Genomic DNA, 14798 nt, shown 5'->3' with positions numbered 1-14798 from the left:
AGTATTAGTTTTTGATTAATTTCTGTGTGTCTGTATTTTAATCCTCTTTTTGTATATGCTTGATACAGTGAAGGAATCCATAATCAAGACAGTACCTCCCGGCGAGACGGAGGATATATCCCTCTATCCCGGCGAATTATACATTCATACCGGCGGCCCGGGGCCCCGGGTCTGGACCCTTCTGGGATCCTGTGTCGCAGTGGCCCTTTTTAACCGCAAGGCGGGAATCGGGGCAATCTGTCACGCCCAGTTGCCTCAGCGGCGCTTGAAGAACCTGGACTGCAGTAAGGACTGCCCCGAGGATTGTGAAAGACTTTCCGGAGAACCGGGTAAATTCAGGTACATGACCTGCGCTTTCAAACAGATGCTCAAGGTTCTTACAAATCAGGGGATACCCGCTTCCAGTCTCTCGGCATATCTCATCGGAGGGTCAGAAGTGGCTCCGGCGGGTAAAGACTTCTTTCGCGTGGGAGCGGGGAATATTGACATGGCCCGATCCCTGCTCCGGCAGCACAGGATCTCCGTCGTGTTTGAGGATACCGGAGGTAAGACCGGCCGCAGCCTCTATTTCTTTCCCGCCACGGGACGGCTCTACTACCGTTTCCATGGTGAGCGGGATTTTCGCAGCCTCCTGGAATAATCCGGAGCAGGGGATGTTTTCTTCTATCGAACCAGTGGATTGGAAAATCCGAGCTCGTCAAGGGATTTCAGAACTCCGTCAAGCTTCTCTTCAGATACGCCCGGAACGATGACCCGGTAAAAACTACCAGCCTGGCGGATCTCCGCCTGTAAACCTGCCCCGTCAAGGCGTGATGCAAGTCTTTCGGCATTGCTCCTGTCTCCAAAGGAGGCCACCTGAACGGATTTTTCGGAGCCTGAGGGTTTTGCCCTTTCTCCTGCGGGAGATGCTTCTGCGACTCCCCGGCTCCCGAGTTCTTCCACCAGGACCTGGGCCGTACCGCTCTCCAGCATGCCGAGCTGTTCCGCCGCTGCCCTGGACAGGTCGATTATCCTTCCCTGAACGAAAGGTCCGCGATCGTTGATACGCACTGTGACGCTTTTTCCGTTGGCGGTATTCGTTACCCGAACCCGCGTTCCGAAGGGCAGGGTTTTGTGAGCTGCAGTGAGGTCGTTGGTATTGAAGCGTTCTCCGCTTGCGGTAATCCTCCCGTGAAAGCCGGGACCATACCAGGAGGCACCGCCGCTTTCCCTGTACAGCTGATCCTGTGACCAGCCCGGGAGGGAATACAGGGCAATCAGGAAACTAAGGAGGGCAAGAACTTTGACTGGACTCTTCATAGTGAGTAAATTTAACAGGAAATGGGAAAAAATCCCAGAGGAGGCAGCCTGTGAGTGTCGAAGAAATTGGCCCCATGACACCTGTTTCGTCTCCTGTTTCGCCCAGGAGGGAGGCTCCCGATAATGAACGTATTCGGGAGGAAGAACGCATCCGGGAAGAGGAGCGTATCCGGCAGGAGGAAGAGGAAGCCCGGAGACGTGAAGAAGAAATGCGGCGGGAACATCAGATAGACGAGTTTGCCTGATTATGCTTAACAGGGGCACCTTAAATGGAGATGTGCCCATAGATTCTTCCATGATACTTTTTCTTGAGAAAGCTAGAAAAAGCGACTACTATTGATAGTAAGTGAAACAGAAAAAGAGTTTTGCAGCGGCAGTCGTTTTGTTTCTTTTATTTTTCCCGGGGTTTCTACTGTATGCCCAGCAGGCGCGTACGCGGGTAGGGGTTTACTCTTTCAGCACCTCCTCGGCGGATCCGGGAATTATCAGCCTTGCCGAGACTGCAGGGGAAACCCTGGTTTTAACCCTTCAGCTCCTTGATCGGTACAAGGTCGTGCCCATGGATTCGGCCTCTCCCCTGGATTCCGAAACAGCCTTTGAGGATCTTAAGGAGGGGTTCATCGATTACGCACTATACGGTTCCCTGGAGGTGCTGCCCGGGGGAGGGTATAGGATTCAGACCTTCTCCTGGGATTCCGCCAATGATACCGAAACCCCCCATGAAGCAGTTGAGGCCGGGAGTTTTTTCGACCTCTTTGACGCCATGGACATGGCGACAGCCCAGGCTGCCCGGGAGTTTACCGGGATTCATGTCGGCTATGGCCGTCTTGTTTTTGATAATCAGACCCGGGGATTCTCCTACAGAATAGAAGTGGACGGAATTCCCGTGGGGGACGATATCCCCCGGCGGGATGTGCTGTACGGCGAACGGAAGGTTTCCGTCTATATTCTCCCGGGAGCAGGAGAAAACCAACCCTACCATCTTGTCAGCTATCTCCTCGACATAGAAGAGGGGCGGGAATACCTGATTCCCGTACAGGTCTCTCCGGGCCTTGATTTCGGAGACTGGAACGACGGCCTTGCACCTCCGGTCCCCGTGGAAGGGTCAAATGTAATTACCTCCCGGCCCAGGAACGCGGCTGTCTATTCCGGCGAGGTCTTTCTCGGCCGTACGCCCCTTGTAACGGATCCTGCTTTTCCCGGCCTCGGAACTCAGCTGTTGCTCGAGGGAGAGCATCTTATCCCCCTGGAAGCTGAATTCAGGGAACCGAACCAGCTTTTCGAGCTCTATCCTGATCCCCGGGATCCTGCAATACAGCCGGCCCTGAACAGGGTCTGGCTGGGGGCCGCCACGAATGTCCTGCTCACCGCCGGACAGATGGCCTTCATGTTTCTGCCCGGGGTTGAAGACGGCCCGCCGCCCTGGCCCATGATGCTGGCTGCGGCCCCGCGTTTCGGGTATGCCCTGCAGGATGATCTCGTGACCTCCGGAATCCTCAGCGCAGGGTCGGCCCTCTCCCTCGGGTTGATTATGTGGGCCAGCGAAACGGACTACATGGAGGACGATCTCAGTGTTGCCCTCTGGCAGATTCCCTTCTGGTCCTTTGTTCTGTATGATCTGATAGCATCTCCCTTTTCCGCGGCGGCGGACAACCGGGCCACCCTCCGCAGGATCAAGGAAGAGGGACTGCCGGATACGGAGAAGCGACGACGTCCCTGGATCAGTAAACCCTACACGGCGGCCCAGGTGGGGGGCGGCGCCTGGTTCATGGCCGGAGCCGGTTTTGATGCTCTTAAGGATTTTCTCTCCTTCAATATTTACGCGGGAATCAGCGGCGATTACTTTGAACCCCTCAAACCCATTCCCTCCGCAACGGCGAAGACCCTGCTCTTTCCGGCGGCCCCTTTTGATGTTCCGATTAAGCCATACCTGGCCGCTCTTCTTCATGTGGGCATGAAGGATTTGATGTTTTCCGGAGCTGCGGGACCTGCCCTGGGAATCGAGGTCCCCACGGATCTTCCCCGGCTGCCGAAAATGACGCTTTTCTTTGAAGCGGAGTACTACTTTTCTCCCGTGGGAGGATTTCCCATGATCGGGTTCGGAGCGAAACTCAAATGAAAAAGCTGATTTTCAAGGCAGTATTTCTGCCTGCAGCCCTTGCATCAATACTCTCCCTTGCCGGCTGTGAATACCTGTTCTATTCTCCCGCCTTTATGCCCGTGGTAAGTGAAACGGAACTCAGGGTCATAACTCCATCTGACTATCAGGAGTTTTACGATGGCGAAGAGACTGCCTACGGTACATGGGCATATGCCGGTCCGGGTAATCCTCTGGAGGTCAGTCCCCCGAATACCACCGGCAGGGATATCCCCGCCCTGCGCTCCCTGGAGTTTGATAACGAATCCTGGCATGGGGTGTCGGAATTCCTCGGTATGTTTTTCGATTCCGCCAATGCTGTTCCCCTTGACGGCGGAAGCGGCAGCGGTGCCACCATGTTTCATGGCTACAGTTCTTCGTTTACCTATAACTCGTATACCGCAAGCGACTACGATCTGCCCTTTTCCGCACCTGAAGGCATAAACGAAAACGGTCGCACCACCAGTCTCTCCGGAGACCTGGCGGTAGTGGAAATATCAGCTGACGGTCTTAAGGACGAACTTCGAGGAGAAGGGACTTTTGTTTTCGGAAACGGGCCGGACAACTGGGGTCTCCTGTACATGATTTTCCATCATGACAGCGGTCAGGCGACCATGGCGTATCAGACGGACGAAAGCGGATCGGCTGCTTCCAGTTATTTTCCCGCAGGCAGTTACACCTACATAATCAATGTATTTCCCGACTGAGCGCTTGCTTGAAGTTCCTGCCGCTGCTGCGGTATAGTAGCTCTCATGGCACCGAAAACTTCCCATTGGGCAGACGTCAACGCAGACAAGATCATCAGAGAAAAGGGCGACAAGCCCGTGTACACCTGTGCTTCCGGAATTACCCCCTCCGGTACAGTCCATATCGGCAATTTCCGGGAGATTATCTCCACCGAACTGGTGGCCCGGGCACTGAAGGACCGGGGCAAAGAGGTTCGTTTCATCTATTCCTGGGACGACTTCGACGTATTCCGCAAGGTTCCAAAGAACATGCCCGATCCGCAGGAGCTGGAAAAATACCTGCGTAAATCCATTACCGAAGTTCCCGATCCCCACGGCAGGGAAGAGAGCTATGCCCGGGCCAATGAGAAAGCCGTGGAAGAGCTGCTGCCCCTGGTGGGTATCAATCCCGAATATATCTACCAGGCAAAGGAGTATGGGGCCTCCGGATACGCCTCGGAAATACGCACAGCCCTGGAGCATCAGGAAGCGGTCCGGGCCATTCTTGACGAGCACCGCACGAGTCCTCTCCCTGATGAGTGGATCCCTCTGTCCGTTTTCTGTACCGCCTGCGGCCGGGACACAACAAGGGTGGATTCCTGGGACGGCGACTGGTCGGTCAGCTACAGCTGCGATTCCTGCGGCAACAGTGAGACCCTGGATCTCCGGGAGGCATCCACGGTCAAGCTGCCCTGGCGCATCGACTGGCCCATGCGTTGGTTCAGGGAAGGGGTGGATTTTGAACCCGCCGGAAAGGACCACCATTCCGAGGGGGGCAGCTTCGATACCGCCAGGAAGATTGTCCAGGCCGTATACGGCGGAGAGTCCCCCGTAACCTTCCAGTACGACTTTGTCCGCATCAAGGGCAGGGGAGGCAAGATATCATCGTCCTCGGGTGAGGTCGTCAGCCTCGCGGATGTCCTCGAGATCTACACCCCCGAGGTCACACGTTTTCTCTTCGCAGGAACCCGGCCGAATACCGAGTTCGCCATCTCCTTCGATCTGGATGTTCTCAAGATTTATGAGGACTACGACAAATGTGAACGCATCTTCTTCGATAAGCCGGAGACGGAAAAACAGCGCAAGAAGTGGGAAAAGCAGGCCAGGATTTACGAGCTGTCCCAGGTGGGGGCCGCTCCCGAAAAGATTCCCTATCAAATTCCCATTCGCCACCTGACAAATCTGCTTCAGACCTATAACGGAGATATCGACCAGACCATAGCCGCCCTGCCGGATGTACAGGAGTATCAGCAGGAGAGGCTCAGGAAGCGTGCGGAATGCGCCTGGAACTGGATTACCTCCTATGCTCCCGAGGATTTCCGCTTCTCCCTGAAGTCCGCGGACACTGCACCCCTCGAACTTTCCGGGGAAGAGAAGTCCTCTTTGAAGGCTCTGGCGGAAGTGGTCGGCAATCTGCAGGACTACGATGAAAAAACCTTGAGCGAGGCCATATATGCTGTTGCCGGCGGGCATGGCTTCGAAGCTCCGGATTTCTTTGCCCTGGTATATCGGGCGCTTATCGGAAAAGAAAAGGGACCCCGGCTGGCCGCATTTATCCTGAGCGCCGGCAGGGAGCGTATACTTCCCTTACTGGAGAAGTATTGATTTCTTTCCCCGGCGGGGTACTCGGTGACCCGGGACAGATGAGGAGGGCACAAAGGTGAGAAAAAGCGTCTCCCACGGTCAAAACGGGTGGTTTCTGGAGAACAATACTGTCAGACTGTTTCTGACTGAAACCGGGGGCCATATGGCCCCGGTCAGCTTTTTCCATTCCTCAAAAAAGCCCCTGGAACCGTATTTTATCAGTCCCTGGCAGGATGAGCACCAGATACCCGAACGGCCGGTGCTGCGGCCCATGCGGGGAGATTTTTTCTGTGTACCCTTCGGTATCGATAATGCCTACCGCAAAGAGGAACATCCCTCCCATGGCGAGTCGGCTGTCGGCCAGTGGGAGTCTCCCACGGTAACCATTGAAGGGGAGGATGTCTTTCTTTCCACACGCATCAGGACCAGGATCAGGGAGGGTTCTGTCAGAAAGGAGATCTTCTTAAAGAAGGATGAATCCGTCATCTACCAGCGGCATATCATCGAAGGTTTCACCGGTCCCTTGAGTCTCGGGCACCATGCCATTCTCGCTGAGCCGGGAAAGGGACGTTTCCTGATAAGCCACAGTCCGATCCGGTTCGGTATGGTTGCTCCCAGGAGGGAACCTGCGTACAGAACTCAGGAGTACTACTCCCTGTCGCCTTCTGCCAGATTTACCCGTATCGAAAAGGTCCCTACCATCTGGAAGGAGGATCCCTACGCGGACTGCTCTGTTTTTCCTGCCCGGGAAGGTTTCGGAGACGTCCTGCAGATTTACCAGCGCCAGCCCAGGGCCCAGGGGAAACCCGCCTGGATCTGTGCCGGCGCCCCGTCCGAAGGTTACCTCTGGTTTGCCTTAAAGAATCCGGAGATACTCAATTCCACCATCCTGTGGATGGAGAACCGCGGACGGCATCAGGTTCCCTGGAGCGGCAGGACCTGCTGCCTCGGACTGGAGGATGTCCGGTCCTATTTCGCCGAGGGACTGAAATATTCCGCCAGAAAGAACCCTCTTTCAGAAATCGGTATTTCCACATCCCTTCGGTTGAAGGAGAATCAGGCTCTCACCGTTCCGTATATCCAGGGAGTTGCACGAATCACCAAAAGCTTCGGAAAGGTTACCCATGCCCGTTTTGATAAATCCGGTGTGAGTTTTTTCGACGCCTATGAGAACAGGGTCGAGGTACCCGTATCCTGGGGATTTCTCTTTGAATAAGTGCTGATAGAGGGTATCCTTTGGGGCTTTCTGAAAGGATACCCGATTAATCAGCTCGCCGTGGCGTGGGGAAGGACCGCAATCTGGTTGTCCAGAGCTTCAACGCCCTCGATGCCGCGTACCGCTGCCTCTGCTTCCCGGGCTTCCTCCCTGGAAGAGGCCACGCCGTTCAGAATCAGTCTGCCTTTGTCCATTACGGCGGAAAAACCCTGAACCCGGATTTTTCTGGTATAAATAATCTCGGTTATAACCGCGGCTTCAATTTTTCTGTCCCTCATGCGCTGGATACCCAGTTTCTCATCCGCAGAACTGACGGTGAGCTCCCGATATTTGTCGATGAGCAAGGCCGTTCCCGCGGGATTGAGGGATGCGGTATTTACGGTCAGATCGTAGATATCCCCGTCCTGCCAGTTCAGGTCGAAAAAGTATTTCAGAAATCCTCTTCTGTCGTGGTCGCTCTGACGAATCTGATGTTCAGCTGTCCGTTCGTCGCATTTGTGAGCGAGTTTTATGCGGTGTATCCGGACATCATGGGGGGCGATGAGCCGAACCGAAACAATTCCCGGAATTCCCCGCAGTATCGCGCCGGCCCCTCGTCCAAGAATTATGCAGTTCCCCTTTGAGGCTTCATCGAGGATTATCTCCTTGAGGATTTGCAGAAAGCGTAAACGCCGTTCCGGCATCAGACTCAAGGGACCGGGTTTGTGTTCATCAAAATGCCTGATGTCCTGGGGTTCGATCTTTTTTTCAAGCATGCGGGATTCGATGAATTCGCGTTCGATAAAACGGTATCCGTTGATTTTCGTAAGCTCTCTGGCCGTCTCTTCACCGTTCGCAGCGAGTTCGCGGGAAATACATATAACCGCCATACTCCACCTCCTCCACCGATAATCGGCCGAGTCGGAAGCCCCTCCCGGACGCAGCCGGTCGGTGTCTATACCAGTAATATACGGCTATATCGATCCCGAGAATACGGGATGGAGAGAATTTCGTGACCGAATTTTTATCATGAGAGGAGCCGTTTTAAAAGCGGGTCCTTGTTTCGCCATTTTGGATTGACTTTTACCCGAAGATCCAGTTCTACGCGGTGGGGAAATATCTTCTCCAGGTCCTTCCGGGCCCCCTTGCGGATTTCGCTTATCAGCTTGCCCTTCTTCCCCACCAGGATGCCTTTCTGGCTCTCCCGTTCCACCACCAGAAAGGCCCGTATCCATAGCTTGTAGCGGGTTTCTCCTGCGGAGGTCTGCACCTCCCGTTCTTCCATGTCGGCTATTTCCACGTAGATGGCGTGGGGGACCTCCTGGCTTACGCGATTAACCGCCCATTCCCTGATGATCTCCGAGGCCCTGAAACCGGGCTCCTGGTCAGTATAGTATTCCGGCGGATAGAAGGGTTCCCCCTCCGGTGCATGGCTGTACAGGACCTCCAGCAGTTTTTCTGTCCCTTCTCCCGTCCTGGCGGACAGGACAAGCAGCTCCGCCGGATCGAGCTCGCTGCGAAGGAGTTCGCTGATCTGTTCGATCCTGGCCCCCGGAAGGTCGCTCTTGTTTATAACAGCGATGGTTGTCCTGTTTCGTGGAGCCAGAAGAGCCATGAGGGTCTTTTCTTCCACCCCCGCCGGCCGGGTAGGATCAATCATGTAGACGACCAGATCTATCTCCTGGAGGGCGGAAAGAGCGTTTTCCTTGAGGTAGCGGTTCATCTTCTTTTCAGAATCATGGAATCCGGGGGTGTCCAGGAAGACGATCTGGCCCCTCTCATCGGAATGAATTCCACGGATCGTGTTCCTGGTTGTCTGGGGGGATGGCGCGACAATGGAAACCTTGTTTCCGCATAAAGTATTGAGCAATGTTGATTTTCCCACCGAGGGGCGTCCAATAATGGCCGCAAAGGCTGCTTTCATGGCTCTGATCCTACTCTTAGTTAACTTTGATTGACAATAGGTGCTTTACGGTAGTATGTATATAGTCCACCCCGGTGGGGAGTTTTTATTAGGAGAGAATAATGCGTCTCGAAGATGACAATGAACAGGATAAACAGAAAGGTCCGGAACCCCTTATTGAACGGATGCTGAAGACCCGGAACATTCTTCTTTCGGGAGAGGTCAACAAGGAGCTTGCCGAGAGGGTAATACGTCAGCTGCTCCTGCTTGAAACAGAAGGGGATGATCCCATCAGGGTATTTATCGACTCCCCCGGCGGGGACGCGGATGCAGGCTATGCCATCTTTGATATGATCCGCTTTGTCTCTCCCAAAGTCTATACCATCGGTATGGGACTGGTTGCCAGTGCCGGAGCGCTGATTCTTCTGGCCGCCCCCAAAGAGAGGCGTCTGGGGCTGCCCAACTCCCACTATCTTATTCATCAGCCTTTGAGCGGCGTACGCGGGGTTGCCACGGAAATCGAGATACACGCCAGGGAGATTGAAAAGCTGAAGGCCAAGATCAACAAGCTTATCTCTGATGAGACCGGTCAGGATATCTCAAAGGTTGAAAAGGATACGGACAGGGATTACTGGATGAATGCCGCTGAGGCTGAAGACTACGGCCTGATCAAGCGGATTGTCTCAAACCGTTCCGAACTGGGGGAATAATATGGCCTATTCTTTTCTGGAAAAAGAGATCAAGCGGACCTTTCAGGGGCTTCCGGAAACCCTGCCCTGCGGAAGCAGGGTATTCAGCGGAAAGGTCCGGGATATCATCGATCTTGGCGACACCCTGGTTATCTCCACATCGGACCGCATCTCCGCCTTCGACCGGGTTTTGTCCACTATTCCCTGCAAGGGCGAGGTCCTGAACAAGGTCGCGCTGCACTGGTTTTCCCGAACCGAAGACATCCTGCCCAACCATATAATCGAGAGCGTTACCCCCCGAACCGTGGCGGTACGGAAATGCGAGATGCTCCCGGTGGAGGTCGTTGTCCGGGGATACCTGACCGGTTCCGCCTGGCGGGATTACAAGGCCGGCAAGCCCGTCTCCGGGATCGCCCTGCCTTCGGGTATGCAGATGAACCAGCGCTTTGAAACACCCCTTATTACCCCTTCCACGAAGGCTGAACAGGGACTGCATGATGAACCGATCTCTTCCGAGGAGATCCTGCGTCAGGGGCTGGTTGATCCCGCCGTATGGGACACCGTCCAGAAGGCGGCGATTGCTCTTTTCCGACGTGGAACCGACGACTGTGCCCGTCAGGGGCTGATCCTGGTGGACACAAAGTACGAATTCGGTATCCTGAACGGACAGGTGTACCTGGTGGACGAGGTCCATACCCCTGATTCAAGCCGTTTCTGGTTTGCCGACTCCTATGATCAGCAGTTCAGGGCGGGAAAGGACCCCCACAAGCTGGATAAGGAGTACCTTCGTCAGTGGCTCATGGACAAGGGATTCATGGGAGACGGAGAAGCTCCGGAGATCCCCGATGAGGTCCGTATCGAGACGGCCCGTCGTTATGTGGGCGCCTATGAAGGTATTACCGGAACTACCTTTACACCTGAAGCAGGCGGCCTGGACGAGGTTGCGGCCGTTGACGAATATGTAAAGAAAATGCGCTGATTCCTGAAGCGCCGGGGCTTTTCCGCGGTTCTTCCCTGTGGAGGTGCCTCTGTGAAAAGGAATATCCGCCGGGCTTCAGTGTTGATTATCTTCGTACTTACCGGATGCGCCGGTTGTCCCATGGATCCTTTTGGAAACGGCGACAACCGGCTCGTTATTTTAAGTTATAATTGTCAGAACCTCTTCGATGACGTCCGGCAGGGCGGAGAATACCCCGAATACGATCCCTCTTCGGGGGAATGGACCAACGAGACCTACCTTGGAAAGCTCGCCGCCCTGGCTGCGGCGATTCAGAAAGCCCCGGAGGAGCCCGATATTCTCCTTCTCCAGGAGGTGGAGAACAGCGGAACCCTGGAACGGCTGTCCCGGGATTTTCTCCCCCTGGGGGGCTACGATTTCCATGCCGCCCCCCGGGCCCAGGGCGCTGCTGTTCAGACCGGCCTGCTCTCCCGGATTCCGGTGGAAAAGCTGCTGGTTCATCGCCCCGGCGGGAGCGACTCCGAGCGCAATATTCTCGAGATATGGCTTAATCCGGAGGGCGATGAACGGGGAGAGAGAATCGTACTCATGAACAACCACTGGAAATCCCGCCTTGGAGGAGCCGAAGCGACCGAACCACAGCGCCTCCGCTCCGCCCTGCTGCTGCAGCGCCGGACAGAGGAACTGAACAGGGACTTCGCGGGTATTAACATTCTCTTTGCCGGAGACTTTAACGAAGACCCCTGGGAGACGGGGCGGGAATATCCGACCGCTCTGGGGACACAGGAGGACTGCGTTGCTCCTCCCGTGATTTGTGTTGGGGGGGAATCAGCTGCTGCTCAGGATTTTTACGCCTTCTGGTCGGAAATACCGGAAGGGGGGAGCTATTTTTACGGCGGCACCTGGGAGAGGATCGATCACTTTTTTTGGAACCGGAGCCTTTCAGACGGTTCAGGCTGGGATGTTGCCGGGTGCATTCTGGTCGACGATCCGATGCTGTTGAACGAGTACGGGACTCCGCTTGCATACAGTGGAAAAACCATGAGGGGTTACTCTGACCATCTGCCCCTGCTTCTTGTGTTGGAAAGGCGATAAAGACAGCAAAGAATCAGGTCTCGTCCTGACTCTTTTCCGGACCTTTTTCCACCAGCCGCTCCAGGGTCGTTTCCAGGCGAATAAAAGATCCCAGGGAATCCTCGAAGTTTTTTGCCGCGTTTCTCAGCTGGGTCCCTGTTACGGTATAGCTCTTCGCAAAGGAGCGGAAGTCCCGCTGCAGCATATAGAGGCTCTCCATCAGTTCTTGCTGGTGCCGGGAAAGGGCGAAACCCTTGAGTCCCACGGCGATGGTCTGAAGGTAGATAAACAGGCTCCCGGGACTTACGGGAACCACGCTCTTTTTCAGGGCATAGTCCATAAGTCCGTTCTGGTTTTCTATAAAGGCCCGGTAGTAGAGGTTCTCCGACGGAATATACAGAAGGGCAAAATGGAAGGTTTTTTCTTCGGGACGGATATACTTTGCGGCGATATCATCCACATATCCGCAGAATATCTTTCGCAGTTCTCCGGTTCTTGTTCTGTTCTGGCCGCCGGTCTCCCTATCCAGAAGCGGAGCGATACTCTCGTAAGGGAACTTTGCATCGATGGAGACTATCCTGTCGCCGACCCTGACCGCCGCGTCCACCCGGGTTCCGTTATTGAAACGGTGCTGAAGCAGAATATACTGGGGAGGAAGCCATGCCTTGAGCAGATCTTCAAGCAGCTGCTCTCCCATACCGCCCCTGGTCCTGGGAACAAGAAAAGCCCGGGTCAGGGTCTCCATCTCCCGGGCTATTGAGTCGATTCGGTCCATCCTGCTTATCAGTTCCGCCGGCATGGCTGTCTCCCGCTTACGTGTCCTGATCTGTATAAGAAGAACAAGGGAGAGCAGGGCAAGCAGACAGGCCGCTGTTATGGCAGCAATCAGATAGATCTGAAGAGTTTCCACAGGGAATATCCCGTCTCAGGTGTCCTCACAGCCGATGCCGGATTCGGTCAGATTGAGCTGGTAAAAGAGATGTTCGATTTCCAGACCGATGTTGACGTTGTGGACCGTACAGTTTGCCGGGCAGTCCTTGTCACCGCCGGCGCATTTCAGCTCGACCGCGGCGAAGTTGAGGATGCCCTTGATTCCCGCGGATACCATCAGATCGAAGACCTGGGATGCCGCGCTGTCGGGTACGGCGATGATTCCAACCCGGATGTCATTTTCCTTTACAAACTCGGGTAGTTTCTCCAGAGGATATACTGGAATTTCTGTGGAGTTGTCCACGTTCTCAGGGGAGGCATCAAAGCCCGCCTTGATTCGGATGCCTTCGTGATGGAACTCATCGAAACGCATCAGTGCAGTGCCTATGCGACCGCAGCCGACGATTATAACGTTCTGGTTCTCATCGTATCCCAGAACACGGTCCAGCCTTTCGGTCAGTTCATCTATATTATACCCCCCCCGTTTGTTGCCGGGGAGATTGAGATTGGAAAAATCTTTCCGTACCAGAGCCGGGGATACGCCGATTGCATCTCCCAGGTTGTTGGAAAAAACCCGTTCCAGTCCGAGGGCTTTCAGTTTACTCAGTATCCGTTTGTATTTTGTCAGTCTCAATATAAGTTCTTTATTCATGTTACCTTCTCAATAAAGTGAAATCGTTCACATAAACTGCGCTAAGTTACTTAAAATTAGTATTTTAGACAAGATTATTTCTACAAATTTCGCAATATTTCATTCCTCCGGGACAACAAATACTTGTCACAACAGCCGCTTCCCGATACACTGCAGGCGGCTAGGCTAATACTGCAATTGTATGATAAGGGAGGTTGCATGTCTACTCAAATGGTGGCGGATATCCAGTTCTCCTCCGAACTGTTGAAGTTTATCGAGGAATGGAAAGAAAAACCCGGGAACCTGATTATGATCCTGCACAGAGTACAGGAAGAGTTCGGGTATATCCCGCGACAGGCGGCCATGAAGGTCGCGGAACTGCTGGATGTTCCTTTGGCGAAAATCTATGGTGTCGTTACCTTTTATCATTTTTTCAAGCTGAATAAACCGGGGCGGCACAATATTCAGGTATGTATGGGAACGGCATGCTACCTGAAAGGCGGAGAAGATCTGCTGCAGGAACTGGAAAACCTCCTTGGAATAGGGGTGAACCAGGTTACCGACGACGGGGAATTCTCCATCGAGGCTGTACGCTGTGTCGGCTGTTGCGGACTCGCACCGGTAATGGTTGTAGGGGAAGAGGTTTTCGGTAAGGTAACAAAGGACGTCCTGCCCGACGTTATTGCCCAGTTCCGGAATACCTGATGCATTTTTCCGTCGGTGATTTTATCATCGATCTGGTGGATAATTCCCTCGAAGCAGGCGCAAACCTGGTTGAGGTTGAGATCCTTGAATCGAATGAGGAGATTTCGGTCACCCTGCGGGACAACGGCACAGGAATGGACAGGGAACTGTTGTCCCGGATTCGGGATCCCTATTTCACCGATGGAATAAAGCACCCCGGACGAAAGGTCGGGTTGGGAATTCCCTTTCTGATACATGCGGCTGAACAGTGCGGCGGGGATTTCAGGATTGAGTCAGTACCTGGAAAGGGCACGGAGGTTTTCTTCTCCTTTCCTGCTGATAATATCGATACCCCCCCGGTCGGAGACCTGGCGGAAACATTCGCCGGGGCTGTACTGAAACCGACGGAGTACGAAGCGGTTCTGCTGCACCGTGTACTTGACAGCTCAGGAGAGCGGAGTTACCGGATTACACGATCGGAACTGACAGATGCTCTGGGAGAGCTGGAAAGTGTTGCCTCCCAGAACCTGGTTCGCCGATATATGGCGTCCCATGAAGAAGAGATACAAGGTAAAGAGAAATAAGGAGCGGTACCATGACTTTGGAAGAGCTGCGCGCCCTGCGGGAGCAAAAAAAGAGAGAGATGGACAGGCGGGATGTTTCCGGAAAAAGCATCCAGATTGTTGTGGGTGGAGGAACCTGCGGTATTGCCGCCGGAGCCCGAAAAACCCACGAAGCCTTTTTGAATGAACTGGAAGAGAATAATCTGACCGACGTTGTCGTCAAGCAGACCGGCTGTCTGGGGCTCTGCCACGCAGAACCGACGGTGGAAGTTCTGATGCCCGGCATGCCGACGGTGATATACGGGAATGTGAATGACGAGGTGGCCCGCAAGATTGTTCACAAACATATAATGGCACATGAGCTGGTGAACGATCATATCTACGACCGGCCCGCCGTCGACATCATCGAGAAGGGGGAAAAGTAGG

At 54.3% G+C, this 14798-nt stretch carries 17 protein-coding genes; 12 read left to right on the top strand and 5 right to left on the bottom strand.

The window, feature by feature from the left end; translation table 11 throughout:
• Positions 1–67 precede the first annotated feature (67 nt).
• Positions 68–640, top strand: a complete 573-nt coding sequence (locus B4O97_RS09275; protein ID WP_158084229.1) for a chemotaxis protein CheD — start codon at positions 68–70, stop codon at positions 638–640.
• A 23-nt stretch (positions 641–663) separates the two neighbouring features.
• On the opposite strand, the gene B4O97_RS19485 is transcribed toward B4O97_RS09275, so the two are convergent.
• A complete protein-coding gene (locus tag B4O97_RS19485; protein WP_083050280.1) occupies positions 664–1299 on the bottom strand; it encodes a septal ring lytic transglycosylase RlpA family protein in 636 nt (211 codons plus the stop codon).
• 50 nt (positions 1300–1349) lie between these two features.
• Here B4O97_RS19485 and B4O97_RS09265 point away from each other — a divergent pair, with 50 nt between their 5' ends.
• The 5 genes from B4O97_RS09265 (at position 1350) to B4O97_RS09245 (ending at position 6961) form a co-directional block, all read left to right on the top strand.
• A complete protein-coding gene (locus tag B4O97_RS09265; RefSeq protein ID WP_083050279.1) occupies positions 1350–1544 on the top strand; it encodes a hypothetical protein in 195 nt (64 codons plus the stop codon).
• Between the two features lie 101 nt (positions 1545–1645).
• Positions 1646–3418, top strand: coding sequence for a hypothetical protein (locus B4O97_RS09260; RefSeq protein ID WP_083050277.1), 1773 nt, complete (start codon positions 1646–1648; stop codon positions 3416–3418).
• Entirely contained in the window at positions 3415–4143 is a 729-nt protein-coding gene (locus B4O97_RS09255) for a hypothetical protein (protein WP_083050275.1), read from the top strand. Before B4O97_RS09260 ends, B4O97_RS09255 begins: the two co-directional genes overlap by 4 nt.
• Before the next feature lie 45 nt (positions 4144–4188).
• Positions 4189–5766 carry a lysine--tRNA ligase gene (gene lysS, locus B4O97_RS09250; protein WP_083050274.1) on the top strand — a complete coding sequence of 526 codons (1578 nt, stop codon included), beginning with the start codon at positions 4189–4191 and terminating at the stop codon, positions 5764–5766.
• Between the two features lie 55 nt (positions 5767–5821).
• The gene (locus tag B4O97_RS09245) at positions 5822–6961 is read left to right on the top strand and encodes a hypothetical protein (RefSeq protein ID WP_083050272.1); all 1140 of its coding nucleotides are present in this window, start codon (positions 5822–5824) and stop codon (positions 6959–6961) included.
• Positions 6962–7011: 50 nt separating this feature from the next.
• On the opposite strand, the gene B4O97_RS09240 is transcribed toward B4O97_RS09245, so the two are convergent.
• Both B4O97_RS09240 and era read right to left on the bottom strand, forming a co-directional pair.
• Positions 7012–7830, bottom strand: a complete 819-nt coding sequence (locus B4O97_RS09240; RefSeq protein WP_083050270.1) for a cytidylate kinase-like family protein — start codon at positions 7828–7830, stop codon at positions 7012–7014.
• A 137-nt stretch (positions 7831–7967) separates the two neighbouring features.
• Positions 7968–8864, bottom strand: a complete 897-nt coding sequence (gene era / locus B4O97_RS09235; RefSeq protein ID WP_083050269.1) for a GTPase Era — start codon at positions 8862–8864, stop codon at positions 7968–7970.
• Between the two features lie 101 nt (positions 8865–8965).
• On the opposite strand from era, the gene B4O97_RS09230 reads away from it, so the two are divergent.
• The 3 genes from B4O97_RS09230 to B4O97_RS09220 are packed head-to-tail and all read left to right on the top strand — an operon-like array spanning position 8966 to position 11585.
• Complete coding sequence (locus tag B4O97_RS09230; protein ID WP_083050267.1) at positions 8966–9553, top strand: ATP-dependent Clp protease proteolytic subunit; 588 nt, start codon at positions 8966–8968, stop codon at positions 9551–9553.
• Position 9554: 1 nt separating this feature from the next.
• Positions 9555–10511 carry a phosphoribosylaminoimidazolesuccinocarboxamide synthase gene (locus B4O97_RS09225; RefSeq protein ID WP_083050266.1) on the top strand — a complete coding sequence of 319 codons (957 nt, stop codon included), beginning with the start codon at positions 9555–9557 and terminating at the stop codon, positions 10509–10511.
• A 51-nt stretch (positions 10512–10562) separates the two neighbouring features.
• On the top strand, positions 10563–11585 hold the full coding sequence (locus B4O97_RS09220; RefSeq protein WP_143305622.1) for an endonuclease/exonuclease/phosphatase family protein: 1023 nt from the start codon (positions 10563–10565) through the stop codon (positions 11583–11585).
• A gap of 13 nt (positions 11586–11598) precedes the next feature.
• Here B4O97_RS09220 and rmuC read toward each other — a convergent pair whose 3' ends face one another.
• Both rmuC and B4O97_RS09210 read right to left on the bottom strand, forming a co-directional pair.
• Complete coding sequence (rmuC, locus tag B4O97_RS09215) at positions 11599–12474, bottom strand: DNA recombination protein RmuC (protein ID WP_083050262.1); 876 nt, start codon at positions 12472–12474, stop codon at positions 11599–11601.
• A gap of 15 nt (positions 12475–12489) precedes the next feature.
• On the bottom strand, positions 12490–13146 hold the full coding sequence (locus B4O97_RS09210) for a redox-sensing transcriptional repressor Rex (protein WP_083050261.1): 657 nt from the start codon (positions 13144–13146) through the stop codon (positions 12490–12492).
• A 198-nt stretch (positions 13147–13344) separates the two neighbouring features.
• On the opposite strand from B4O97_RS09210, the gene B4O97_RS09205 reads away from it, so the two are divergent.
• The 3 genes from B4O97_RS09205 to B4O97_RS09195 are packed head-to-tail and all read left to right on the top strand — an operon-like array spanning position 13345 to position 14797.
• A complete protein-coding gene (locus tag B4O97_RS09205; protein ID WP_083050259.1) occupies positions 13345–13830 on the top strand; it encodes an NADH-quinone oxidoreductase subunit NuoE family protein in 486 nt (161 codons plus the stop codon).
• Positions 13830–14393 carry an ATP-binding protein gene (locus tag B4O97_RS09200; RefSeq protein ID WP_083050257.1) on the top strand — a complete coding sequence of 188 codons (564 nt, stop codon included), beginning with the start codon at positions 13830–13832 and terminating at the stop codon, positions 14391–14393. Before B4O97_RS09205 ends, B4O97_RS09200 begins: the two co-directional genes overlap by 1 nt.
• Positions 14394–14404: 11 nt before the next feature.
• Positions 14405–14797, top strand: coding sequence for a (2Fe-2S) ferredoxin domain-containing protein (locus B4O97_RS09195; protein ID WP_083050256.1), 393 nt, complete (start codon positions 14405–14407; stop codon positions 14795–14797).
• Position 14798 lies beyond the last annotated feature (1 nt).

The organism is Marispirochaeta aestuarii (genome assembly GCF_002087085.1).
In the GTDB taxonomy this organism is placed as follows: domain Bacteria; phylum Spirochaetota; class Spirochaetia; order JC444; family Marispirochaetaceae; genus Marispirochaeta; species Marispirochaeta aestuarii.
The sequence above is the reverse complement of the archived record's forward strand: the minus strand, read 5'-3'. Positions and strand labels throughout refer to the sequence as shown.

Excerpts from the sequence above, each read along its gene's own strand:
- B4O97_RS19485 (WP_083050280.1), bottom strand. The coding sequence starts at position 1,299 with ATGAAGAGTCCAGTCAAAGTTCTTGCCCTCCTTAGTTTCCTGATTGCC.
- B4O97_RS09255 (WP_083050275.1), top strand. The coding sequence starts at position 3,415 with ATGAAAAAGCTGATTTTCAAGGCAGTATTTCTGCCTGCAGCCCTTGCA.
- lysS (WP_083050274.1), top strand. The coding sequence starts at position 4,189 with ATGGCACCGAAAACTTCCCATTGGGCAGACGTCAACGCAGACAAGATC.
- B4O97_RS09240 (WP_083050270.1), bottom strand. The coding sequence starts at position 7,830 with ATGGCGGTTATATGTATTTCCCGCGAACTCGCTGCGAACGGTGAAGAG.
- era (WP_083050269.1), bottom strand. The coding sequence starts at position 8,864 with ATGAAAGCAGCCTTTGCGGCCATTATTGGACGCCCCTCGGTGGGAAAA.
- B4O97_RS09230 (WP_083050267.1), top strand. The coding sequence starts at position 8,966 with ATGCGTCTCGAAGATGACAATGAACAGGATAAACAGAAAGGTCCGGAA.
- B4O97_RS09225 (WP_083050266.1), top strand. The coding sequence starts at position 9,555 with ATGGCCTATTCTTTTCTGGAAAAAGAGATCAAGCGGACCTTTCAGGGG.
- B4O97_RS09210 (WP_083050261.1), bottom strand. The coding sequence starts at position 13,146 with ATGAATAAAGAACTTATATTGAGACTGACAAAATACAAACGGATACTG.
- B4O97_RS09205 (WP_083050259.1), top strand. The coding sequence starts at position 13,345 with ATGTCTACTCAAATGGTGGCGGATATCCAGTTCTCCTCCGAACTGTTG.
- B4O97_RS09200 (WP_083050257.1), top strand. The coding sequence starts at position 13,830 with ATGCATTTTTCCGTCGGTGATTTTATCATCGATCTGGTGGATAATTCC.
- B4O97_RS09195 (WP_083050256.1), top strand. The coding sequence starts at position 14,405 with ATGACTTTGGAAGAGCTGCGCGCCCTGCGGGAGCAAAAAAAGAGAGAG.